The sequence below is a fragment of the Paenibacillus sp. FSL H8-0175 genome (assembly GCF_045040615.1).
Classification (GTDB): Bacteria; Bacillota; Bacilli; order Paenibacillales; family Paenibacillaceae; genus Paenibacillus_AQ; species Paenibacillus_AQ odorifer.
In genome coordinates this window covers 5,006,004-5,028,152 of sequence record NZ_CP150299.1, presented here as the reverse complement: position 1 = coordinate 5,028,152, position 22,149 = coordinate 5,006,004, and the positions used below count along the sequence as shown (strand labels likewise).

Below are 22,149 nucleotides of genomic sequence, written 5' to 3'. Positions count from 1 at the left end.
CCGGGGAGAGCCTTTTTATGATAGTACTTAGCGGAAGGAGCTGTCTATTCGCTTTGCGGCTTGAACAGCAAGGGTCCAAGCCAGTTCAGGAGTTAGCTCGCCTTTTTCAGCTTTGGTCAAGTATTCGAGCATGCTTGTCTCCACGTCAGCGTGATGAGGGCCGTAGTAGGTCGGAATTACTGCTTTTGCTGCTGACGAAAGGGTCAGACCAAGCTCTGAATTAGGAAAATAGGGATCGTGCAGATCGTGGATCTCTGGGTCATCATAGATTTCGGGGGTGGAAGGGAAAGCCCCTTGTACCTTGAAAGAAACCAATTGCTGCGTTGGTTCGGTTAGCCATTTAATAAGAGCAAAGGATTCATCAGGATGATTACCTGTCTTTGGTAAGGTCAGAACGGAACCTCCGCGATTAGCGCTGTTTTCTGGGATTTGTGTTACATTCCATAAACCGCTGGCAGTTGGAGCACTGCTCTTGATATGACCAATCATCCAAGCCGGACAGAGCATGACTGCAAAATCTCCGTTGAGCAGGCCTGCACCCCAGCGTTGGGTATCCACTGCAATACTGGCGGACAGATTTAGCTTAAGGGCTTGAATTGAGAAATCCCAGGCTCGTTTGACCGCTGGATTATTGTCGAGGATCAATTCTTGTGTTGTGGGACTGTAATATTGAAGCTTGGACTGACGTAGAAGGGTGAGATAGAGGTTCTCCAAGTCATTTACAAAAGCTTTTCCTGTTCTCTCCTGTACTTTGGTGCCCGCTTCAAGGAATTGATCCCAAGTTTGGATTTCTTTAGCCACTTCTTCTGGTTTAGTAGGGAGGCCTGATAATGCGAATATATCCGTTCGATATAACATGGCATAGGGACCAATTTCCGTTGGTAATCCAAAAATAAAATCATTACCCAGCACCTCCTGCCACTTCCAATTCAGAAATTGGTCCTTCAGATTGTCAGCATCAAAAGTGTTTAGATTATAAAAATAATCAGGAAACTGTTTGAAGCGATCCAAATAGCTAATATCAATGGCAGCCACATCCGGCGAACTGTATCCAGCTGCGAATGAGGTCTGTAGCTTGGCTGGAAGCTGCGTGGAGGTGGAGGTCTGAATATGAATCTCTAGCTCGGGATGCTGGGATTGATACTGGTCAATGAGCGACTCAAGACCTGATCCAGCAGTGAGCCAGATGTTCAGCTGTATCGGGTCTTGTAAAGCGGTATCTTCCTTGGAAGGGGAGAGCTGACAACCACTTGTATTAAGTAACAAGCCAAATGTTAATAGGACAGTAATCAACTTACCATTTACATTCAAGAGAAACACACCTCTGCTTTATTTGTTGTGCTTCTGAAATTCCTGAGGAGTCATCCCCATGTATTTCTTAAAAATGAGGCTGAAATACGCAGGATCCTTAAAGCCTACTAATTCGCTAACCTCATATACCTTGAGAGTAACATTCTCTAATAATTCAGTAGCTTTTTGAATACGAAGTTTGGTAAGAAAGCTAGAGAATGGTTCCCCTACATCATCTTTAAACAATCGGCCGAGATAGGTAGGATTCATATACAGTTCGTCTGCGATCATCTTGAGGGAGAGATTTTCTTGGAGCCGGGAATTCATAACCTCAATCATCATAGAGATTACCCTGCGCGTTGCCTTTACTTGTAGTTGTTCAGTGAGCTGTGGAGAAGCCGAATGCATGGAGAGGTCTCTGAAAAAGATAACGGATGGCGTACTCTCTTTTTTGACCTGCTGACAAGCTTCCAGACTCTCATGATAGGCGGTTGCGAGTGCCCCCAATTGATAGTGAGGGTTAGAGACCCCTGCACAGAATGGCGATTTCAGAATGCCCGATAGCTTATGCAGCAGCTCTTGTGTCAATACCTCATCAACGCGGTTAGGCTGCTCAAGAGGATAGAATAATAGCATGATGGCTTCCTGCTCCTCTTGAATGCCAACAACGTTGGCATACAGCGCAAAACATTCTTCTAATATATTTATAACCGCTGCATACATGGCTTGTTCCGACCAGTTCTGTGGCATGCCCACTCCAAGATGGTTTACGGTTACGACTACAAAGGAATGAAAAGGAGGAATAAGTTGTTCTTCAAAATAGGGTAACGGGATGCCGTAAAGAAGATCAGATAAGCGTTTCTCCCGAAGGTTTTTTTCTCTTAGCTGCGTTAATTGCCTCTGCTGTTTCTTCAATTGAAGACGTTCATATACGCCTGTTGCGACTTCAAGAATATGTTCTACTGAATTTGGTTTAACCAAATATTCCTTTACACCATAACGGATGGCTTGACTGGCATAGGTGAAGTCCTGATAACCTGTGAGCAGCACGGTTTCAGTGTCTGGATAACATTCATGGATATGCTTTGCGAGTTCCAGCCCATCCATGCCGGGCATTCGGATATCGGATATCACCAGATCAACCATATGCTCTTTTAACAATTGCACAGCCTCTAAACCGTTCTCTGCCGAGCCAATAATGCTAAAGTTGTGATTCGCACTTCCCAGCATTTCTGACAGAGAACGGCGAACAAAACTTTCGTCGTCCACGATTAACACATTCATCGTTGTGCCCCCTTAACTTTGATCATACTGTAATGGAACAGTGACCTTCACAAATAAGCCACCAAGCTCGCTTGTTGATAGCTGTAGACCAAATTCCTGTCCGTAGATCAGCTCTATGCGATGATTTAGATTGGATAGTCCAATTCCGGTATGAAGCAGCTTCTCCGGATTAACCTCACCGCCGACTAATGCGTCTGCCATACTTTCCTCGCTCATGCCGTCCCCGTTGTCTTCTACAGTTAACACCAGAGATGTTCCTTCACTATAGGCGCGTATGCGAATTAGCCATACTTCCCGAAGTGTGGGTTCAAGTCCATGAGTAATGGCATTTTCGACAAGTGGCTGAAGGGTTAATTTCATAAGCTGGCCATTCATAACCTCAGGATTTACAAAAAGATCAATCTGCAATTTGTCCTCGTAGCGCAGCTTCTGGAGAAAAATGAACCGTTCTAATTGCTTTAAATCCTCCTCAACAGTAACGAATTCGGATCCGCGGTCAATACTATAGCGGAGCAGGTCACTTAGAGCGAGTACCATTTGGGACTCTTCCTGCATGCGTTTGTTGGCGAGCGACCAATAGATTGTATTCAAAGTGTTATAAAGAAAATGCGGGCGGAATTGCGCTTTGAGTGCTACGATCTGAGCTTGCTTTTCACTGATTTGTTTGCTGGATAGGTCAGCGATAGTATGATCCAGGTTTTGGAGCATCGAATTATAGCTTGAATAAAGGATAGCCATTTCTTTGTTCATGGTTGTTTTTACAAAAGGTAAAGTAGTTCCCCGTTCGACATTGCTCAGCTTGGTTGCCAGATTACGAAGGGGCTTGGATAGGGTCCAAGAGAAAAAGAAAGTGAATAGTAGGGCAGCACCCATCCCCAGCAGGCCAATTAAAATTATATTCCGGCGGATCGTATTTAAATCTTTAACAGCGTCTTTAGAATCAATGTAAGCAAAAACGCTCCACTCGCTATAGTCGGAATAGGCATAGGATACGAACAGATTGCGTGAGTTTATTTTTTGTGGAATGATTCTGGCTTTATGATTGCTGAATTGTTTTAGAAGCCCGTCGTTCATATAGAGTCCAATTTCTTTTGGATCTGTGGAATAGACAATGGTATTAAATGAATCAACGACTTGGATTTTCTCGTTTTTGCCGAGGTGAAATTGGCTGACAGCGTTATGGATAACCTCGACAGGGAGGACAAGAAACAGGGTTCCTAACCGGTTTAGATCATTCCAATCATTAATTTGTCTGGCTCCCATCACCACAGGGATATTACCGTTCTGCCATACATCTACACCGAACCAGACCATTCGGCCTTTATTCTGTGCTATAGCCGGGAACCAATAAGCATCGCGGATTTCCTTTTCGCTGTCCCATATGACCTTTAAGGAACTGCTGTTGGTATACACCTGATCATCGGACAGCCCGAGCAGCTTGAACTGGATGTCAGAGTTTATGGAACGTGTCTGTTGATCTATGTAACGAGTAATTTCCATGGCGTCTGTACGAGGTGAACGTGACAACGCTAAGGCTCCCAAGGTTTCTTGAATCAAGGGACTGAACATGATCGTAGAAGAAAGCTTATCGTTATCCTGAAGAATTGCGTCCATTTTACCTTGAAGTTGCTTGACGGATTCCAGGATATATTGGTTGGAGCGGTTTAGAACAGCTTGAGAGGAAGAGCGGTAGGACAAAAAAATGGTGAATCCTACGATGGTGAAGATGATTAGAGAGAAGCCCATGATTAATTGAACGAGGATGGAGATTTTTTTGGACATGTTATCCCTCGCATGTAAAAGATATTCTTCCATACATTGTAACAAAAGCAAATGAAAGCGAATATAGTCAGACGAAAAATAAACATATTTATAGAAAAAATCTCATTTTTTTCAGGGGAAACAGCGTGGTTGTCCAACAATATTTAATACAGCGTTAATCTTTCTTTACTTAATAATGAAACTTTTTATGGTGGCATGCGTCTAATACTATGTTTGTTATGACGATCGTGGCAAAAGCTTTTTGCCGCCCTACCGTGGGTGGCAGCATTTTGCGGGGAATATAAGAGGAGTATGAAAAAGACAGAGACCTACTTATATTTACAAATAGGAGCAGAGGAGTTATATCATGGATTTGAAAAAGTTAACGTTAGTTGCTGTTTTGGCCGTATCTCAGGCCGCCGCGGCAGTGCCGGCTTTTGCTGAAGCTGTCAATAATACCCCAAGTAATACTACTGTAGTTGGGACAGTTGTTTCAGCTGCGCCGGAGGTAATGCCAGAATCTACCGATCCATTGCCGCCATTGCCGACGGAGACGCCAGGAGGAGTAGTGTCACCAACACCAACACCAACTCCAATTCCTGCAGAGACAGTTGATCCTACGGCTACTGTTGAACCTACAGCAACAATTGCACCTACTGCAACACCGCTTCCAACTGCAACACCTGGAGTTACTACAGATCCTGCTACAACAACAGATGGTGCTCGTGCTGCGGCTAGCAATCAACTTATCCTTATGATGAACAGCAACAAAATGTATCAGAACGGCCAAGAATATTTAGCTAATCAGCCTATGGCAGTGAAAAACGGCGTGTCCTACGTTTCGATCCGGGCTATGGTAGAACGTGTAGGCGTGAAATACGTTTATGATTATAAAACGAAAGAAACCATTGTTACCAAGGGAAGCGACGTTATGCGCTTTAAGACCGACAGCAAGGTCTATACAGTTAATGGTGAAAAGAAGACAATGAAAGGTCCAGCTTACCAATACAAGGGGACTTTCATGGTTCCATTGACATCCATAACTGGGGCACTGGGCATTCCTTATACCGTTGATAATGTGCAAAAAAGAGTAATCCTTACATTAAACAACAAACCTAAAGCTTCCTTCACAGTGCCAACTGAAATTTACGCCGGTGAACCAGTGACCTTCGTAACCTCCAGCTCGTCACCAAATGGTGTAGCTATTGTGGATGAAAGCTGGGGAGGTAACAAGCAGGATATCTATGATCAACCAGGATATTATGTAGTAACCTATTCTGTAATGGATGCGAATCAACAGTGGAGTGATCCTTACACCATGACCATCACAGTGCTTAAACCTAATACACCTCCAGTTGCTAATTTCACTACAGACAAGGATTCATACAAGATGGGTGAAATGATTACTTATACCGATCTAAGTAGCGATCCTGATGGTGATGAAATTACCGTAACTTGGACGAACAAAGCCGAGGCTTTCTTTACTCCGGGTCCAGCGACAATTGCGGTCCAAGTAAAAGATTCACACGGCGCGATCAGCACCTTTGAGAAAACCGTTAATATTTCGGATGAAATCTTGTACAGTAAAGAAGATTTCAACAGATTATTTGCATCTCCGGGCAGTGTGTTTAGCATCGATGGATCAATGGTTCCGACTTGGCAGCAAGTAGCTTATAATCTTTCTTCCGAGCCTTATAAACTAATTCGCAGCAACAGCCCAGAAACGGTGTATACAGAAGGTGTTACTTACCGTGAGACTTCATTGGGTAAAACCCGCTTCTTGATCCACCACAAGAATAACCTGAATATTAAAGCTAAAGTGTATGTGATTGCTACGAATAACAATTTGTACCCAACGACGCTTACAACCGAATATGTGGGCTTTGCAGGCCCAAGCACATATCCTGAAGGTACTGGTAAAATGTCTGTAGAACGTTATTGGAAATCTATGCTTACAAATGAGCATTATAAAACGATTGTTCTGCAACCAGGGGAAAGTGTCTCAATTCTGACCGATCTAAACCAAATTGCTATGAAACCAAGTGAAATTGTTTCACTTCAAGCGGACTTATTTAGTGATTATCCAATCGATTATAATGTCATGTTGATTGATGCGAATAAAGATCCACTGACTACACTTCCAACACTTCCAGTTCTGGATCGAGACGGAGTGCATAATCGGGGAACTTACGAAGATTCTACTCGTATTATCACGGTTACCGATGAGGTAGGAAAAACTCCTGCAAAACTTCTGCTAGGCGATAATTCCAGTGATAAGAACCTGGCTGGCGTAGACCCAATGGCAGGTACGGAAGCTTCCAATGCCGGTAATTTCGGGGTATTATACAAGATCAGATTCGAAAATGTTGCACCAAACTCATTGATTACGTTTAATCCACGTGGCGGTAACTATATGGGACCGGTTATGGTTAATAACCAAATCGTGCATATGCCAAGCGTGGGAAGTCTCTCGAACGCTGACATGAACAGTGTGGTTTATCGTAGTGGTGAGTATGGCGGTTCTGTGGAGATTTTGTTCACAGCAGCCTCAGGCAGTAACTTGCCGGTCAATTTCCTCATCACTCCACTTCCAGCAAAGAAATAACAAATAGGAATATCCCTATAAGCTCTATTGGGGAATTATCTACAATAAAAGCCCGGCTGAATATTCCGTAAAGGAATACGCAGCCGGGCTTTTGTTTAAATATAATAATTCAGAGGTTGCGTAGGGGTGCTTCATGGTGCTTCATTGACGGGGCATTTATTTTGGGGCATTATTAAGAGAGTGAAATATAAATGAACTGATCTTATGGGAGATGAGCGTATGCTGTCGACAGAACAAATATTAGAAGTCATGTCGGGGCAAGGACTGCGAATCACCGACCAACGCAAAACGCTTGCCCAGTTATTCGGCGAGAATAAGGGATATTTGTCAGCGAAGGATGTATATGAGCATATGGGCCGCAAGTATAGTGGTCTTAGCTTTGATACGGTGTACCGCAATCTTCGTGTAATGGAAGAGCTTGGTGTGCTTGAACAGATTGTCTTTGAAGACGGAGTGAAGTTCAAGGGAAGCTGCAATCATCAGGATCATCACCATCATATGATCTGCCTTCAATGCCAAAAGACCTACCCGATTAATTTCTGCCCGATGAATTTAACGGATACACCCGATCAATTCCGGGTAGTCAAGCATAAATTTGAGGTGTTCGGTTATTGCAAAGAATGTGAAGAGAACCGGGAAGAAGAATTAGTTGCAGCATCAGATAAACAAAAGGGACTTTAGAAATGGTGACCCTACGCAGAACGATTCAGGCGCCTATTCGGGTGTACCGCAGGTACATTTCCCCTATTAAACCTGCAACCTGCCGCTTCTATCCAACCTGCTCCGCCTATGCCCTGGAAGCCATTGAAGTCCATGGTCCACTGAAAGGCTCATGGCTTGCAGCTAAGCGGATTGCCAGATGTCATCCCTTTCATCCTGGAGGACTTGATCCTGTGCCGCCTCTTCTAGATGAATCTGCTGAGAAGGATTCTGCCCCTGCAACTTGACATGGGGCCTTACCATTGGGTATATTCACAAGTAATAGTATGAATTCCGAAGAACGGATAAGTAAATCGTTACGTCCATTACAGAGAGCCGGAATGTGCTGAAATCCGGTATGGAGCGTTAGATTGAATATGGTCCGGGAGGAACTGTGTTCGAGCGGGAACTGCAATTGTGGTTCACGTAAGATAACAGCGTGATCCAGCGTTAATGGACAGTTCCCAGGAGGGAACTGGCGAAGCCTGTGCTCTGTGAAGAGACAGGAAATTTGGGTGGTATCGCGTGAGTTATACTCTCGCCCCATTATGGGGGCGGGAGTTTTTTGTTTTTTAATAAGAAAGGATGATTACTGAATGAGTGAGAAAAAAACGTTTTACCTAACGACACCAATTTATTATCCGAGTGACAAGCTACATATCGGACATGCTTATTCAACCGTGGCAGGAGACGCAATGGCCCGTTACAAACGTCTGCGCGGCTACGAAGTGCGTTATCTAACTGGTACAGACGAACATGGACAAAAGATTGAGCGGAAGGCAGAGGAAGCAGGAAAGACCCCTCAGCAGTTCGTAGACGACATTGTTGTTGGTATTAAGGAGCTATGGCGCAAGCTGGACATTTCGAACGATGACTTCATTCGTACTACGGAAGAGCGTCATAAAAAAGTGGTACAGGATATTTTTGATCGGTTGCTGCAGCAAGGAGATATCTATAAAGGTGAATATGAGGGCTGGTATAGTATCCCAGATGAAACCTTTTACACAGAAACGCAATTAGTTGATATTGTGCGTGATGATAACGGCCTGATTACTGGTGCAAAAAGCCCAGATAGCGGTCACCCGGTTGAGCTGGTGAAGGAAGCAAGTTATTTCTTCCGGATGAGTAAATATGCGGATCGTTTGCTGCAATTTTACGAGGAGAATCCAGAGTTTATTTTGCCGGAATCCCGTAAGAACGAAATGATTAACAATTTCATCAAACCCGGACTGGAAGACCTTGCAGTTTCCCGTACAACCTTTGATTGGGGCGTAAAAGTTAAGGGCGACGAGAAGCATGTCGTGTACGTGTGGATTGATGCGTTGACTAACTATATTACAGCTCTGGGGTACGGTTCCGAGGATCGCAGCTTGTATGACAAGTTCTGGCCTGCGGATGTACACATCGTTGGTAAAGAAATCGTTCGTTTCCATACGATTTACTGGCCGATCATTCTGATGGCGCTTGGTGAACCCCTTCCGAAAAAGGTGTTTGCCCATGGCTGGTTGCTCATGAAAGATGGAAAAATGTCGAAATCTAAAGGTAACGTAGTTGATCCTGTGACACTGATTGATCGTTATGGCTTGGATGCATTGCGTTATTACCTGCTGCGCGAAGTACCGTTTGGTTCGGATGGCACGTTCACACCGGAAAGCTTTGTAGACCGGGTTAACTATGATCTTGCCAACGACCTTGGTAACCTGTTGAACCGTACAGGGGCTATGGTTGAAAAGTATTTTGCAGGCGAGATTCCGGCATATGAAGGAAATGTAACAGCATTTGATGGTGAGCTTCAAGCTGCGGCTGAGAATACTTATGCCAAAGTAGAAGAAGCTATGGAAAAAATGGAGTTCTCCGTGGCGTTGACAGCTATCGGAATATTCATTAGCCGCACCAACAAATATATCGATGAGACACAACCTTGGGTGCTTGCCAAAGATGAAAATAGAACCGCCGAGCTGGCTTCTGTGATGAGACATCTGGTGGAAGGTCTGCGTACCGCTTCAATCCTGCTGCAGCCGTTCTTGACACAGACACCAGCAAAGATCTGGGAACAGCTGGGTATTGAGCCTGGTGAGTTAACGACTTGGGATAGCGGTAAGACCTTTGGCCTGATTCCGGCAGGAACAAAGCTGGTGAAAGGCAATCCAATCTTCCCACGTCTAGATGTGGAGCAAGAGGTAGCTTATATTGCCGAGGCTATGGGCGCTGGTAAAGCTGCGGCTGAAGTGGCGGAAGCGGCTGCTCCTGTTGCTGCGGACTCCGAGCCAGTGGAAGAGCATAAAGAGGAAATCGGCATTGACGATTTCGCTAAAGCAGAGCTGCGGGTAGCTCAGGTTATTGCTGCAGAGCCAGTGAAAAAAGCTGACAAGCTGCTGAAGCTGCAACTGGATCTGGGTTATGAACAACGTCAAGTGGTTTCTGGTATCGCGAAATTCTATACACCGGAAGAGCTGGTGGGACGTAAAGTGATTTGTATCGTAAACCTTAAACCGGTGAAGCTGCGTGGGGAGTTGTCCCAAGGGATGATTTTGGCGGCTTCTAAAGATGACCAGCTAACGATCGCTACCGTGCCGGACAGTATGCCAAACGGAGCAGTAGTGAAATAAGACAATACTGTTGTAGAAATTTTTTAATGAGGTTGCTTGAACAAGGGAATGCTCCTTCAGCCGGGTTGGTTGTGGGAGCATTTCTTTTTTATAAAGGACGATACCGTCTTTCTTCTGAGTGAGGTTTCTTTGTTGACTTATCGTAACGATTACTATTATACTACTAATAGTAAAATTTACGATTTGAGGGGTAGATCAATATAATGGCGGCAATGAAATCACGTATAAGTTTGCTCGTCCTTGCACTGGTACTTGTATTTACACTAAGTGCATGCGGACCTAAGAGCAGTGGAAGTATAGTTGAAGGGAAAGTAAATGTAGTTACAACCTTTTATCCTATTTACGAGTTTGCTAAGGAGATTGGCGGGGAAGATATCAATGCTATTAACCTGCTTCCAGTGGGTGTGGAGCCACATGATTGGACACCGCGCAGTCAAGATATTATCAACACTTCTAAGGCACAGCTATTTCTATATAACGGTGCAGGCTTAGAAGGCTGGGTTCCTAACTTTTTAAAAGGCCTTGATAGCAGCAGTAAAGTTAAGGCGGTTGAAGTAAGTCAAGGTATTGATTATATCATGACCGATGAAGATGACGGGCATGATCATGGGGCAAGTGAGGAAGAGTCTCATCAAAATGAGGACACGGATCATAACAGTAATGCCTCAGGAGACAGCTTGCATACAGACCCGCATACTTGGGTAAGTCCAAAATCAGCCATTGTCATGGCTCAGAATATTAAAGAAAGCCTTCAGTCCGTGGATCCTGAGCATAAAGAAGGTTATGAAGAGCGTTACAATAAGCTTGCGGAACGTTTGCAGGCGTTAGACAGTAAATTCAAAGAGGAGCTTGCTAAGCTGCCCAACTATAAGATCGTAGTATCGCATCAGGCTTTTTCTTACCTTGCCCGTGACTATGGATTGGATCAGCATGCGATTATGGGACTTTCGCCAGACGCTGAGCCGCGCGGACAGGATTTAGTGAAGCTTGCGAAAATGGTAAAAGATGAAGGGATTAAGTATATCTTTTTTGAAGAGCTTGTCTCCGATAAACTGGCTAAGACTCTGGCCGCCGAAGCGGGCGTTTCCACTATGGTGCTTAATCCGGTAGAGGGACTTACTGCGGAGCAAGAGAAGAACGGCGATAATTACTTCACTCTGATGGAGAAAAATTTGCAAAATCTGATTATGGCCTTACAATAATAAGGAAAGTATAAGGGAAAGGCGGTACTTAAGCATGCAATCGGTATCCTTGGACTGCCATCAGCATATCATCGATATACAGGATCTTTCTTTTTCATATGGGGAACAGAAGGTGATATCGAATCTTAACTATAGTGTAAGAGAACGAGATTTCCTTGGTATCATTGGTTCTAATGGTGCTGGTAAAACAACATTGATGAAAATGATCGTCGGCTTGCTTCCAGCGAGCTCTGGTGAAATTAAATTATTCGGAACGCCTGTCCGCAAGTTTAAAGACTGGGAACGGATCGGATATGTTCCGCAAAAAAATGCCTTCAACCCATTGTTTCCAGCAACGGTGCGTGAAGTAGTTCTGTCAGGTCTATATAATAACAAGAATCTGATCCGCAGAGTATCTAAGGCTCAGCATCGTCAATGTGAGGATGCACTTGAAGTCATGCGGATACAAGATATTGCGGAGAAAAGAGTAGGCCAGCTGTCAGGCGGTCAGCAGCAGCGTGTTTTTCTGGCTCGGGCGCTGATTAACCATCCTGACCTGCTGATTTTGGACGAACCTACCGTGGGTATTGATGCCGAATCACAAGCGGGATTCTTTGAATTAATTACCCATATGCATGCTCATCATCATATGACCTTCCTGATGGTGTCGCATGATATCGACATGATCAAAAATTATTTAGGTCATGAGCCCGTGCAGACGAATGGTAAAATCAACTTTTACTCCCGCCACTCACATGATCTCCAGAATTGCACAGAAGAGAATCTGCAGCACACGCTCTCTTAAGTCATAATTAAACTCTGAATCGCAGCTTTCTCTGCGATTAGAGCTATACATAGTGTGTGAGTGTGGAAGTCGGGGACTCAATTCTAGTTGATCTTAATCTTTCTCGTATCTAAGCACCGCCAGTCTGCAAGCGTGTCCCTCTAGGGACGAAAGCGATCTTTCCCCAACCTAACTATGTTCAGTAACACTAACTCCTACGCTAGTTGCACTTAACGGGTGTCCAGAGGGCAGAGCCCTTGGGGCCCTCCCTTGGAAGGGAGGGTTTGGGAGGGATCGAAAAAGGTTTGAAAAAGGTTTTTAATGTTCGAATGGTTCGAAAAGGTTCCGAAAGAAGGAGAGTTTAAGTTGGAAATACTATTTAGCGATTTTTTTCAGCGGGCGCTTGCGGGCGGACTGCTGATTGGTATAACAGCGCCGCTTATAGGCGTTTTTCTTGTGCTTAGACGATTATCCATGATCGGAGATACGCTGGCTCATGTTACTATAGCGGGGGTGGCACTCGGTTTTCTAACAGGATTTTATCCGCTGGGCGCAGGCCTTATCTTTGCAGTGGTAGCGTCCTTCGCGATTGAAAAGCTTCGCAAGGCTTATAAGAGTTATGCGGAGCTGTCGATTGCCATTATAATGTCAGGCGGAGTGGCGTTGGCTTCACTCTTTTTCACCTTAGGAAAAGGGTATAATGCGGACGTAATGAGTTATTTGTTCGGCAGCATTTATACGCTCGATAATACCGATTTGATCGTTGTAGGCATAGTGACTATAGCTGTTGTAGTGGTAGTTTCGATGTTCTTTAAAGAGTTCTTTTTGCTTAGCTTTGAAGAGGATGCAGCAAGTGTAAGTGGGCTTCCGGTGAAACTGCTTAACATGCTGATCACCATTCTGACAGCACTTGTGATTAGCACAGCCATCAAGATCGTAGGCTCGCTGTTGGTATCTGCTTTGTTGACTATTCCGGTCGCAATCAGCTTATTGCTATCCCGTAGCTTTAAATCCTCGGTCATCCTGGCGGTTATTATTTCGGAGATTGCCGTTGTAGGCGGACTAGTGGTAGCTGGAGTCTGGAATTTGGCTCCCGGTGCAACTATTGTGCTTTTGCTCATATCATTATTGGTATTAACCTTGATCGGTAAAAAGGGATTGCCAGCATAAACAGCGAATTAAGTAATCGGTATCACATTAGGCAAGCATAAACGCCTTCGGTGTCCTTGTAAGGACGATAAGCGAAAAAAAGGAGCCATAAACAGCTCCATGAAGTGACTCGAATGCCGGAAGGAGAGCCGCTATTTTGTCTAATATCAATGCAGGAATTGCTTTAGCCGCAGGGGTGGCATCGTTTATATCGCCATGCTGTTTACCGCTGTACCCCTCTTATTTATCGTACATTACCGGGTTATCCGTTCAACAATTAAAATCAGGCAGCAACTCTAAAGAGGTTCGTGTACGCACCCTAACTCATACATTGGCATTTATATTAGGTTTTTCTGCAGTTTTTTACACACTTGGTTTTGGGGCTGGGTTATTCGGGCAATTCTTTAATGGCCAGCGTGATCTGATCCGGCAATTGTCGGCGATTCTAATTATTGTAATGGGTTTGTTTTTGCTTGGGATTTTTCAGCCGCAGTTTTTACTTCGTGAACGTAAGCTTGATTTAAAATGGAAACCGGCGGGTTATGTGGGCTCCTTTATTTTCGGAATTGGTTTTTCTGCGGGTTGGTCACCCTGTATCGGGCCGATTTTGACGGCAATTATTGCTCTTTCGGCAAGCGACCCAGGCACTTGGTTTACATTGATTACCGCGTATAGCATCGGATTTGCTTTGCCATTTTTTCTTTTAGCCTTTTTCCTAGGCGGAGTGAAGCGTATCCTCAAGTATTCGAATCTGCTGATGAAGATTGGCGGCGTCCTTATGGTATTTATGGGTATTTTGCTGTTCACGGATCAAATGTTCAGGATCACAGTGTGGCTACAAGGAATAACGCCGGATTGGCTGATTTTTTAGGTGAAGTAATCAATACCTGCTTCCGGAAAATGCTCGAAAATCCGCTCTGTGATAAATTCTCGCAGGGCGGTTTGCTGTTCATCCGGATAGACATATTTGTTCTGTCCCCAGCGGCCCCATTTCTTTTTGCGTTTCTCCATGTCCATTTCTAGTTTAGATTTCGGGTAACGTTTCTCAATTACAGTCTTGGCTGTTTTGGTGAATCGGTGCTGAATCATTTCAAAGGTTAGACCTTTTCCTATTTCTGGCGGAAGGGTCTTGGCTAATTTGGCCAGCAGCTCCGCATAGCCTTCCTGCCAGCCGTCATACCAAATAATTGGGGCAATGATGAAGCCCAGTGGATAGCCGGCGCGGGCAACCTTTCCAGCCGCTTCAATTCGCTCTTCAAACCGCGAGGTAGCAGGCTCGAAATTTTTGATCACATAGTCAGCATTCACGCTAAAACGAATTCTGGTATGTCCGTTATGCTGCAAATCGAGCAGAGGTTCAACATGTTGGTATTTGGTCACAAAGCGCAGGCGGCCAAGGGGCTCCGCTGCCATGAATGTGATGAGTTCTGACAGAGACCCGGTAATATGCTCCAGTCCTAACGGATCTGAGGTACAGGCTGCTTCAAAAGTCGTGATTTCAGGGCTGCGCTCCTCGATATATTTTTTGGCGGCGTCAATGATGTCTTCGGTGTTTACATATACACGAATGTAAGGCTTTGCACCTAAAGTAGTCTGCAAATAACAATAATGGCAGTGGCCCATGCAGCCAGTTGCGATCGGAATTGCATAATCTGCGGAGGGTTTGGATTGGTCAAACTTTAAGGTTTTGCGCAGGCCGACTACAAGTGTTCTTTTGGCAATTTTATATTGCTCGACCTCTGTGTCACCCGGGAAATTCATTATACGGTTATGCGATGTAGTCATGCGATAGGGAATATTGTTAGCCTTCACCCATTCCATGATTCGTTCACCTTTCGGGTAATTTAAAGCTTCCGGCTCGAAGAAAACAAGCTCGGGGACAAAAAGGGCTGTAGCTTTTCTGGTTCTCTTTACGGGAGGGGTCTCAGGTGTCACTATAGTCATGAATTCACGCTCCTTCTGAAAGATGAGTACGTTTATTATGCCTAACTGAGTCTCATTAGAAGCATGGCAATCATGGGTAACTCCTCCCCATGTTCTCTTGAAGGACTTGCCAAGGGGCGTTAGAAACATGTATCATTGTTAGAGCAAGGTTTGGCTCGGCGCCAGGTTCATTATAGAAAAGAGGTAAATTTTAATGCCAACACCCAGCATGGAGGATTATTTGGAGCGCATATATAAGCTCATTGATGAGAAAGGTTATGCGCGGGTCTCGGATATTGCCGAGGGACTGGAAGTACACCCCTCCTCTGTGACCAAGATGATCCAAAAACTGGATAAGGACGAATATCTCATCTATGAGAAATATCGTGGGCTTGTCCTAACCAACAAAGGGAAAAAAGTAGGGAAACGTCTTGTTGATCGTCATCAACTATTGGAAGAATTCCTCGGTTTGATCGGAGTACAGCAGGAATTTATCTATAATGATGTTGAAGGGATCGAGCACCACCTGAGTTGGGATTCGATTACACGTATCGAAACGTTGGTGGAATATTTCCGCCGCGATGAAGAACGTCTGCAGACTTTATATGCTATTCACAATGAACTGGCAAGCGATTCTTGAAATGTTTTTTCCCGAAACGGATACCGTCCTTAAAGTTATGCCCAGCAAGGCTTTGGTGAGCATAAACTACTTGATGGTATAGCCGTTTCTATTTTGTTTAGTGCAACCTTTCCCAGTTTTTAGCGTCAAAACGGATAAGTCCTTTTTCTGGCTGAGACTGATACCGCTCTTTTGAAGGGTGGAATCGGTACATCAACTTGGAGGATTGATCCGTTTTTTCTTTTTTTATAGGATACATATTATTTAGATTTGGGGAGGAATTATGAATTATCGTAAATGGATGTTGGGATTGCTAGTATTAGTATTGTTTCTGCCTTTATGGTCTCCTGGGGCACGTGCGGCAGCTGTGCAGATTACCATTGAACTGGATGGCGAGGCGCTGGCAAGCGATGTGCCGCCGTATATCACAGCTTCGAATGTAACGATGGTGCCAATTAGCGTCATTAGTAAAGGGTTGAATGCTGGAGTAGTTTGGAATCAAAGCAGTAAGACAGTAACAATCACGCAAGGAGATACAGAGATCAAGCTGACCAGTGGCCAGAAAAGTGCATTAGTTAATAATGCTTCTGTAGCCCTCGACACCTCAGTACAGATTAAGCAGGGACGGGTTATGGTGCCGCTTCGTTTTGTAAGTGAGCAATTGGGGTTACAGGTTATCTGGGATCAGGCTACCAAACATATTTCTTTGTACTCTAATACAGAGCCGCCGCAGGCTGCTGATCCGGAAACACCAGCAGTACCTACAGCGACTCCAGTCGTTACGCCGACCCCAACCCCTACAGCGACTCCAAAACCGACCTCGCCAACAGTTCCAAGTATTCCTGGTGCGTCGGCTAACAAGGAGATGAAGGGAGCCTGGATCTCTACAGTATTTAATCTGGACTGGCCTTCAGTAGCTTCTGCAGGTAACGAAGCGAAACAAAAACAAGAATTTGATAATCTGCTGGACAAGCTAAAAGCTGTTGGTTTTAATGCTGTTTTTGTACAGGTTAGAACCTCAGCAGACAGCCTGTACCCTTCTGTTCTAGTTCCTTGGTCTAAGGTGCTGACCGGCACACAAGGAAAAAATCCGGGTTATGACCCGTTGAGCTATATGGTCAGCGCTGCACATTCACGCGGTATGCAGTTCCATGCATGGTTCAACCCATTCCGCGCGACAACGGATGCTTCTACATCCGCATTAGCAAGTAATCATGTGGCTAAGTCAAATCCGGAATGGATTGTAGACGCAGGAGGTAAAAAATACATCAATCCAGGGATCCCAGCAGCCCGCCAGCACATTATCGATACAGTGTTGGAGGTCGTCAAAGGCTATGATGTAGATGGTGTCCATTTGGATGATTATTTCTATCCTTCAGGTGTATCTTTTGCCGATGATACTGCTTATAAGACTTATAACACGAAGAACCTGTCTTCTAAGGCGGATTGGCGCCGCGATAATATTAATGAATTCGTCCGTCAATTGGGAGAACAGATTCATAAGGTGAAACCGAAGGTTTCTTATGGAATTAGTCCGTTTGGTGTATGGCGTAATATCAAAAAAGACAGCACAGGTTCGGATACCACAGCTGGAGTTACCGCTTATGACGATATGTACGCCGATGTTCGGACATGGATCAAGCAAGGCTGGATTGACTATGTCGCACCGCAAATTTATTGGAGTCTGTCCTTTAGTACTGCCCGTTACGATAAGCTAGTAGATTGGTGGGTTAAAGAGGTAGAGAATACGAATGTTAAGCTCTATATTGGACAAGCTGCTTATAAGGTTGGAGCAAGTGACCAGAAAGCAGAATGGCAAAGTGGCGACCAAATCATCAACCAGCTTAAGTATAATGAGAAATATAAAGAGGTTGCAGGCAGTATTATGTTCAGAGCAAATGACATTGTTGTCCGCAATCCGTTTGGATTATCAAATTTGCTGACCTTTTATTTTCAGTCCAAATAAGATAACTGTTCTAGATAAGGAGTCATGAATGCTCCCCCGTGCTCATAGATAAGCAATAGAATCTATGGGAAACGGGGGGTTTTTGTGTATGGAGATTAACGCTGTGTTTGAAGGAGGGGGAGTAAAAGGGATTTCTCTCGCTGGAGCAGTTGAAGCCACGGAAAGGGCGGGGCGAACCTTTAAAAAGGTCGCTGGCACCTCCTCAGGCGCAATTGTAGCGACTTTACTGGCTGCGGGTTATGAAGGTGAGGAAATGAGTCGGATGATCCAAGGAACTTCTTTTTCATCGTTTATGAAGCGAGCTCCCATCTATAATACGGCTTGGGTAGGTCCTGCACTGCGAGTGTTATTGAAGAAGGGATTGTATTCGGGTGAAGCCTTGGAATCGTGGATGAGATCGCTTTTGCTAAAAAAGGGAATTATCACTTTTCGTGATCTGCCTCCAGGCAAACTATCTATAATTGCTTCCGACATTACCAATGGCCGGATATTGGTCTTACCAGATGGGTTAGAACAGTATGGAATCTCTCCTGAACATTTTGAGGTGGCTAAGGCTGTGCGCATGAGCTGCAGTATTCCTTATTTTTTTGATCCAGTGATGCTCAGGTTAAATGGACAATCTGCTAGAGGGAAGTCTTTTATTGAGCAATTTGTATACGTTGTGGATGGAGGGTTATTAAGCAATTTTCCTTTATGGCTATTTGACGGGATGAATGAGAATAGTAAAGTGCCGGGGAGAAGAATCCCTACGGTAGGGTATCAAACAGTAGGTAAAACCGACCCGCAGCCCCACAGGATTAGGGGGCCGTTCAGTATGCTGCAAGCTATGGTAAGCACCATGCTGTCTGCTCATGATGAGAAATATATTGAAGATGATAAATATGTCCGCACGGTAACCATCCCAACGCTTGGTATAGGCACGACCCAATTTAATATTACGAAGATGCAAAGCGACGAATTGTATGCCGCCGGACTGAAGGCAGGGGAAGACTTCTTTAAGGAGTGGCGCCCCAGATAAAAAGCAAGCTTTATAATATCAGAAAAAAAGCATCCCACACGTTATTTTGAAACGTGGAGATGCTTTTTGGTGTTTGTTTTTATTTAGTTAATGGTACTTCGGAAGCTGATCATCGTTTTTCCCTTTATTTCCTTCGATGACTTGGAAGGGATAACTTTTACGTTTGCCCGGTGCTGCTTGTGTCTTGCGAATCCCAGCAACCTTGGTCATGGTTTTCTGCGAAGGTTTGACTTTGATTCTAGATCCATTACTGCTGCGAGCGTATTTCCCTGGTCCCATTTTGTAAGCATAATAGATAATCACTAACAGTACTAAGGGGAGAATCAGCTTCGACAGCGTATAGAAAGGCTCAGTCAAGACTCCAATCACAAAACCGAATATTGCAAGAATTACTGAAATCCAAAAAATTAAAGCATGCCTGATCATAGGACACTCATCCTTTCGCAGGATCCAATATGCCGCCTGACACACTTGCCTCCGTATATCCTCTGGCTTCAATCTCTGCATCAAGCTCACGCATACGATTGAAAGAGGCGATGGATACTTCTACCTGATCATCCTTTGGTTCTTTGGTAGTGAGCAGCTGCAGCCATAGTCCAGGGTATCCCAAGTATTTGAGACCTGGAATTTCTCTTACTGCGTTGGTACCCTTCAGAACCTCAAACGAAACACCGATTACGACAGGCAGCAGAATAATCCGTTGGATCACACGTTCCCAAAGATTATCCCAGGGTACTACGGAGTAAATAATAACGCCGAGGATAATCGTCAGCATCATAAAACTGCTTCCGCAGCGGTAATGCAGACGGCTGTATTTCTGAACGTTCTGGACAGTCAGCTCTTCACCTGCTTCAAAGGCGCTGATGACTTTGTGTTCCGCACCGTGATACTGGAATAGCCGCTTGATCACAGGTGTTTGCGAAATCGCCCATAAATAGACCAGCAAGAGAACCATTTTAATGCCGCCTTCTATGAGGTTGTGCAGTACATAGTTATCAAATGCATTCTTGAATAAAAAATCTTCGACAAATACTGGTACAAGCGTAAAAATGAGCTTTCCGAATAAGAAGGAGAGAATACCCATAACAGCAACGCCAAAAATCATTCCGAGGCTCCAGCCTTCGTCCTTTTTCTTCGGCTTAGCTTTCTCTTTCGCCAGTTCTTCGGGTTCCAATTCATCTTCGGCATAGGATTCAGCCGAATAGTTCAAGTGCTTAGAGCCTTTGGCGCTGGCATCTATAATACTGACAAGGCCGCGAAGCAGCGGAATCTTGCGCAGTTTAGTGACCCAGCTCTTATCGCTTCTTGGCACCTCCAAAAATGTAATCTCCTGATTCTTTCGTCGCACGGCTGTTACATTAATATGCTTGCCGCCGAACATGACGCCTTCAATGACGGCTTGGCCGCCATAGCTGGGAGTTTCCTGGGACAACCAATTCACCTTCCCGTAATTAATATGATTTATATAATACATTGTAACTAATTTTTGAAGACATTACTAGTTGGATCGCCTTTTGCTGCACATACTACCTTATATGGACAAGGAGAGACAAATCGTTATTAAAAATACGGAAAGAGAGGCAATTCTATGAGCAAATCACATCAACAACAATCAGATCATACTAATATTTGGTTTTTTGCGCTCGAATTAGGTTTTTTCGCAGGTTTGATTTGGGGAGGGCTGCACTGGTTAATCTACTGGTTCAGCTTTACCAAGGTTAGTCCCGGTTATTTAGCAGAGCCGTTTTTTAAACATACTTTTCTGACAACAATGTATGGACATCTCGTGGGTTATTTGTTTTTCATCTTATTTTCAGTGATAGCCTCACTGCTATATGTGCTTATTCTGCGCAAGCTGAAGGGACCTTGGCCAGGATTGGTTTATGGTGTTTTGTGGTGGGTAGTTATATTTATTCCCGGCTCGCAAATGTTTCTTATGCAGCCGCCTTTTAAGCTGCCGTGGAACACTGTGATTAGTGAGTTCTGCCTTTTTTTACTTTGGGGGATGTTCATTGGATACACAGCGGCGATTGAGTATACCGACGAACGAAAGCGTGAGCAAGCGACTGCACTTGCCTAACGGCTCGAAAAAACTTCTCAAGGGGATATCCCTATGTTAAAATACAATGTGGCTATTTCGAGAGGAGAATGAAAATGGGTAACGAGCGCGTCTCCAAGCTGCGTAAGGTTTTGCAGGATAAAGGATTGGAAGCAATGTTGATAACCAGCGGTTATAACCGCCGCTATTTAAGTGGATTTACCGGATCGTCCGGTTATGTATTGGTGACAAGCGATGATTGTTATCTGCTAACTGACTTCAGGTACATGACACAGGCTGCGGATCAAGCGGTAGGAGTTAAGGTTGTAGAGCATGGTCCTAAATTTATTGATACAGTACGCGAGTTGCTGCCAACAGGCAGTGAGGTACGTGTTGGTTTCGAACAGGATGATGTCTCATTCAGCGCTTATACCTCATATGCGGAAGCCCTTAAGCCGGCAGTGTTAGTTCCAGTTTCCAAAGCCGTGGAAGACCTCCGTATGTTCAAGGATGCTGAAGAGCTTGCTGTTATGCAACGTGCAGCTGATCTGGCTGATGCTACATTCAATCATATTCTGAATGTGATCAAACCAGGCATGACTGAAAGAGACGTCGATTTGGAAATGGAATTCTATATGCGTACCCACGGGGCAACTGCGTCATCGTTTGATACGATTGTTGCTTCAGGTGAACGTTCGTCCATGCCGCATGGCGTAGCAAGCAGCCGTGTAATTCAAGGTAATGAATTTATTACGCTTGATTTCGGTGCATTACTCGATGGATACTGCTCAGATGTGACTCGTACCATTGCACTCGGAGCTCCAGATCCGAAGCTGAAAGAAATCTATGATATTGTGCTGGAAGCTCAGCTACATACGTTGGCACATATCAAACCGGGTATGACTGGACGGGAATGTGATGCACTGGCACGTGATATCATCGCTAGCTACGGATATGGTGATCAATTTGGACATAGCACGGGTCATGGACTTGGAATGGAAGTTCATGAATGGCCGCGTTTGTCCAAGCTGAGTGACGATATCATGCAGCCGGGAATGGTCGTTACTGTAGAACCAGGTATCTATTTGCCGGGGATTGGCGGAGTACGTATTGAAGACGATATTGTGATCACCGAGAGCGGAATATCGCTGCTGACCCATTCGTCCAAAGAATATACAGTACTGTAAGTAAGAAAAGTAGTAGTTTAATTATCGAATTCAGGA

The 22,149-nt window shown here is 44.6% G+C and carries 19 protein-coding genes and 1 other annotated feature; of the genes, 13 read left to right on the top strand and 6 right to left on the bottom strand.

What is annotated here, in order from left to right; genetic code table 11:
- Positions 1-27: 27 nt before the first annotated feature.
- The 3 genes from MHH46_RS22520 to MHH46_RS22510 are packed head-to-tail and all read right to left on the bottom strand — an operon-like array spanning position 28 to position 4,356.
- The gene (locus MHH46_RS22520; protein ID WP_076193082.1) at positions 28-1,311 is read right to left on the bottom strand and encodes an ABC transporter substrate-binding protein; all 1,284 of its coding nucleotides are present in this window, start codon (positions 1,309-1,311) and stop codon (positions 28-30) included.
- A gap of 18 nt (positions 1,312-1,329) precedes the next feature.
- Entirely contained in the window at positions 1,330-2,574 is a 1,245-nt protein-coding gene (locus MHH46_RS22515) for a response regulator (protein ID WP_076193084.1), read from the bottom strand.
- Positions 2,575-2,586: 12 nt separating this feature from the next.
- Positions 2,587-4,356 carry a sensor histidine kinase gene (locus tag MHH46_RS22510; protein ID WP_076193086.1) on the bottom strand — a complete coding sequence of 590 codons (1,770 nt, stop codon included), beginning with the start codon at positions 4,354-4,356 and terminating at the stop codon, positions 2,587-2,589.
- A 346-nt stretch (positions 4,357-4,702) separates the two neighbouring features.
- Here MHH46_RS22510 and MHH46_RS22505 point away from each other — a divergent pair, with 346 nt between their 5' ends.
- From MHH46_RS22505 to MHH46_RS22470, 8 genes are all read left to right on the top strand, one after another.
- The gene (locus tag MHH46_RS22505) at positions 4,703-6,940 is read left to right on the top strand and encodes a copper amine oxidase N-terminal domain-containing protein (RefSeq protein ID WP_076193089.1); all 2,238 of its coding nucleotides are present in this window, start codon (positions 4,703-4,705) and stop codon (positions 6,938-6,940) included.
- Between the two features lie 219 nt (positions 6,941-7,159).
- Positions 7,160-7,621, top strand: a complete 462-nt coding sequence (locus MHH46_RS22500) for a Fur family transcriptional regulator (RefSeq protein WP_036682896.1) — start codon at positions 7,160-7,162, stop codon at positions 7,619-7,621.
- A 2-nt stretch (positions 7,622-7,623) separates the two neighbouring features.
- A complete protein-coding gene (yidD, locus tag MHH46_RS22495; protein ID WP_076129634.1) occupies positions 7,624-7,887 on the top strand; it encodes a membrane protein insertion efficiency factor YidD in 264 nt (87 codons plus the stop codon).
- A 40-nt stretch (positions 7,888-7,927) separates the two neighbouring features.
- Positions 7,928-8,188, top strand: a binding site (T-box leader).
- A gap of 47 nt (positions 8,189-8,235) precedes the next feature.
- On the top strand, positions 8,236-10,248 hold the full coding sequence (gene metG, locus MHH46_RS22490; protein WP_076193091.1) for a methionine--tRNA ligase: 2,013 nt from the start codon (positions 8,236-8,238) through the stop codon (positions 10,246-10,248).
- A 203-nt stretch (positions 10,249-10,451) separates the two neighbouring features.
- Positions 10,452-11,450, top strand: coding sequence for a metal ABC transporter solute-binding protein, Zn/Mn family (locus MHH46_RS22485; protein WP_076193093.1), 999 nt, complete (start codon positions 10,452-10,454; stop codon positions 11,448-11,450).
- 34 nt (positions 11,451-11,484) lie between these two features.
- On the top strand, positions 11,485-12,234 hold the full coding sequence (locus tag MHH46_RS22480; protein ID WP_036682888.1) for a metal ABC transporter ATP-binding protein: 750 nt from the start codon (positions 11,485-11,487) through the stop codon (positions 12,232-12,234).
- 345 nt (positions 12,235-12,579) lie between these two features.
- Complete coding sequence (locus tag MHH46_RS22475) at positions 12,580-13,383, top strand: metal ABC transporter permease (protein WP_036682884.1); 804 nt, start codon at positions 12,580-12,582, stop codon at positions 13,381-13,383.
- A 136-nt stretch (positions 13,384-13,519) separates the two neighbouring features.
- Entirely contained in the window at positions 13,520-14,233 is a 714-nt protein-coding gene (locus tag MHH46_RS22470; protein WP_076129637.1) for a cytochrome c biogenesis CcdA family protein, read from the top strand.
- On the opposite strand, the gene splB is transcribed toward MHH46_RS22470, so the two are convergent.
- Positions 14,230-15,306, bottom strand: a complete 1,077-nt coding sequence (gene splB, locus MHH46_RS22465) for a spore photoproduct lyase (protein ID WP_076129638.1) — start codon at positions 15,304-15,306, stop codon at positions 14,230-14,232. The genes MHH46_RS22470 and splB overlap by 4 nt on opposite strands.
- Positions 15,307-15,499: 193 nt before the next feature.
- Between splB and mntR the strand changes: the two genes are divergently transcribed.
- The 3 genes from mntR (at position 15,500) to MHH46_RS22450 (ending at position 18,888) form a co-directional block, all read left to right on the top strand.
- Positions 15,500-15,925 carry a transcriptional regulator MntR gene (gene mntR, locus MHH46_RS22460; RefSeq protein WP_036682880.1) on the top strand — a complete coding sequence of 142 codons (426 nt, stop codon included), beginning with the start codon at positions 15,500-15,502 and terminating at the stop codon, positions 15,923-15,925.
- Between the two features lie 262 nt (positions 15,926-16,187).
- A complete protein-coding gene (locus MHH46_RS22455; RefSeq protein ID WP_076193095.1) occupies positions 16,188-17,870 on the top strand; it encodes a family 10 glycosylhydrolase in 1,683 nt (560 codons plus the stop codon).
- An 88-nt stretch (positions 17,871-17,958) separates the two neighbouring features.
- The gene (locus MHH46_RS22450; RefSeq protein WP_076193098.1) at positions 17,959-18,888 is read left to right on the top strand and encodes a patatin-like phospholipase family protein; all 930 of its coding nucleotides are present in this window, start codon (positions 17,959-17,961) and stop codon (positions 18,886-18,888) included.
- Positions 18,889-18,975: 87 nt separating this feature from the next.
- Here MHH46_RS22450 and MHH46_RS22445 read toward each other — a convergent pair whose 3' ends face one another.
- The gene (locus MHH46_RS22445; protein WP_076193100.1) at positions 18,976-19,314 is read right to left on the bottom strand and encodes a hypothetical protein; all 339 of its coding nucleotides are present in this window, start codon (positions 19,312-19,314) and stop codon (positions 18,976-18,978) included.
- Positions 19,315-19,321: 7 nt separating this feature from the next.
- Positions 19,322-20,269: a DUF1385 domain-containing protein gene (locus tag MHH46_RS22440; RefSeq protein WP_094901946.1), complete on the bottom strand. Its 948-nt coding sequence runs from the start codon at positions 20,267-20,269 to the stop codon at positions 19,322-19,324.
- A 207-nt stretch (positions 20,270-20,476) separates the two neighbouring features.
- Here MHH46_RS22440 and MHH46_RS22435 point away from each other — a divergent pair, with 207 nt between their 5' ends.
- Entirely contained in the window at positions 20,477-20,968 is a 492-nt protein-coding gene (locus MHH46_RS22435; protein ID WP_036682865.1) for a YqhR family membrane protein, read from the top strand.
- 74 nt (positions 20,969-21,042) lie between these two features.
- On the top strand, positions 21,043-22,113 hold the full coding sequence (locus tag MHH46_RS22430; RefSeq protein ID WP_036682862.1) for a Xaa-Pro peptidase family protein: 1,071 nt from the start codon (positions 21,043-21,045) through the stop codon (positions 22,111-22,113).
- Positions 22,114-22,149: the final 36 nt, after the last annotated feature.

Excerpts from the sequence above, each read along its gene's own strand:
- splB (WP_076129638.1), bottom strand. The coding sequence starts at position 15,306 with ATGACTATAGTGACACCTGAGACCCCTCCCGTAAAGAGAACCAGAAAA.
- metG (WP_076193091.1), top strand. The coding sequence starts at position 8,236 with ATGAGTGAGAAAAAAACGTTTTACCTAACGACACCAATTTATTATCCG.
- MHH46_RS22500 (WP_036682896.1), top strand. The coding sequence starts at position 7,160 with ATGCTGTCGACAGAACAAATATTAGAAGTCATGTCGGGGCAAGGACTG.
- MHH46_RS22455 (WP_076193095.1), top strand. The coding sequence starts at position 16,188 with ATGAATTATCGTAAATGGATGTTGGGATTGCTAGTATTAGTATTGTTT.
- MHH46_RS22515 (WP_076193084.1), bottom strand. The coding sequence starts at position 2,574 with ATGAATGTGTTAATCGTGGACGACGAAAGTTTTGTTCGCCGTTCTCTG.
- MHH46_RS22450 (WP_076193098.1), top strand. The coding sequence starts at position 17,959 with ATGGAGATTAACGCTGTGTTTGAAGGAGGGGGAGTAAAAGGGATTTCT.
- MHH46_RS22430 (WP_036682862.1), top strand. The coding sequence starts at position 21,043 with ATGGGTAACGAGCGCGTCTCCAAGCTGCGTAAGGTTTTGCAGGATAAA.
- mntR (WP_036682880.1), top strand. The coding sequence starts at position 15,500 with ATGCCAACACCCAGCATGGAGGATTATTTGGAGCGCATATATAAGCTC.
- MHH46_RS22440 (WP_094901946.1), bottom strand. The coding sequence starts at position 20,269 with ATGTTCGGCGGCAAGCATATTAATGTAACAGCCGTGCGACGAAAGAAT.
- yidD (WP_076129634.1), top strand. The coding sequence starts at position 7,624 with ATGGTGACCCTACGCAGAACGATTCAGGCGCCTATTCGGGTGTACCGC.
- MHH46_RS22435 (WP_036682865.1), top strand. The coding sequence starts at position 20,477 with ATGAGCAAATCACATCAACAACAATCAGATCATACTAATATTTGGTTT.
- MHH46_RS22485 (WP_076193093.1), top strand. The coding sequence starts at position 10,452 with ATGGCGGCAATGAAATCACGTATAAGTTTGCTCGTCCTTGCACTGGTA.
- MHH46_RS22505 (WP_076193089.1), top strand. The coding sequence starts at position 4,703 with ATGGATTTGAAAAAGTTAACGTTAGTTGCTGTTTTGGCCGTATCTCAG.
- MHH46_RS22445 (WP_076193100.1), bottom strand. The coding sequence starts at position 19,314 with ATGATCAGGCATGCTTTAATTTTTTGGATTTCAGTAATTCTTGCAATA.
- MHH46_RS22480 (WP_036682888.1), top strand. The coding sequence starts at position 11,485 with ATGCAATCGGTATCCTTGGACTGCCATCAGCATATCATCGATATACAG.
- MHH46_RS22510 (WP_076193086.1), bottom strand. The coding sequence starts at position 4,356 with ATGTCCAAAAAAATCTCCATCCTCGTTCAATTAATCATGGGCTTCTCT.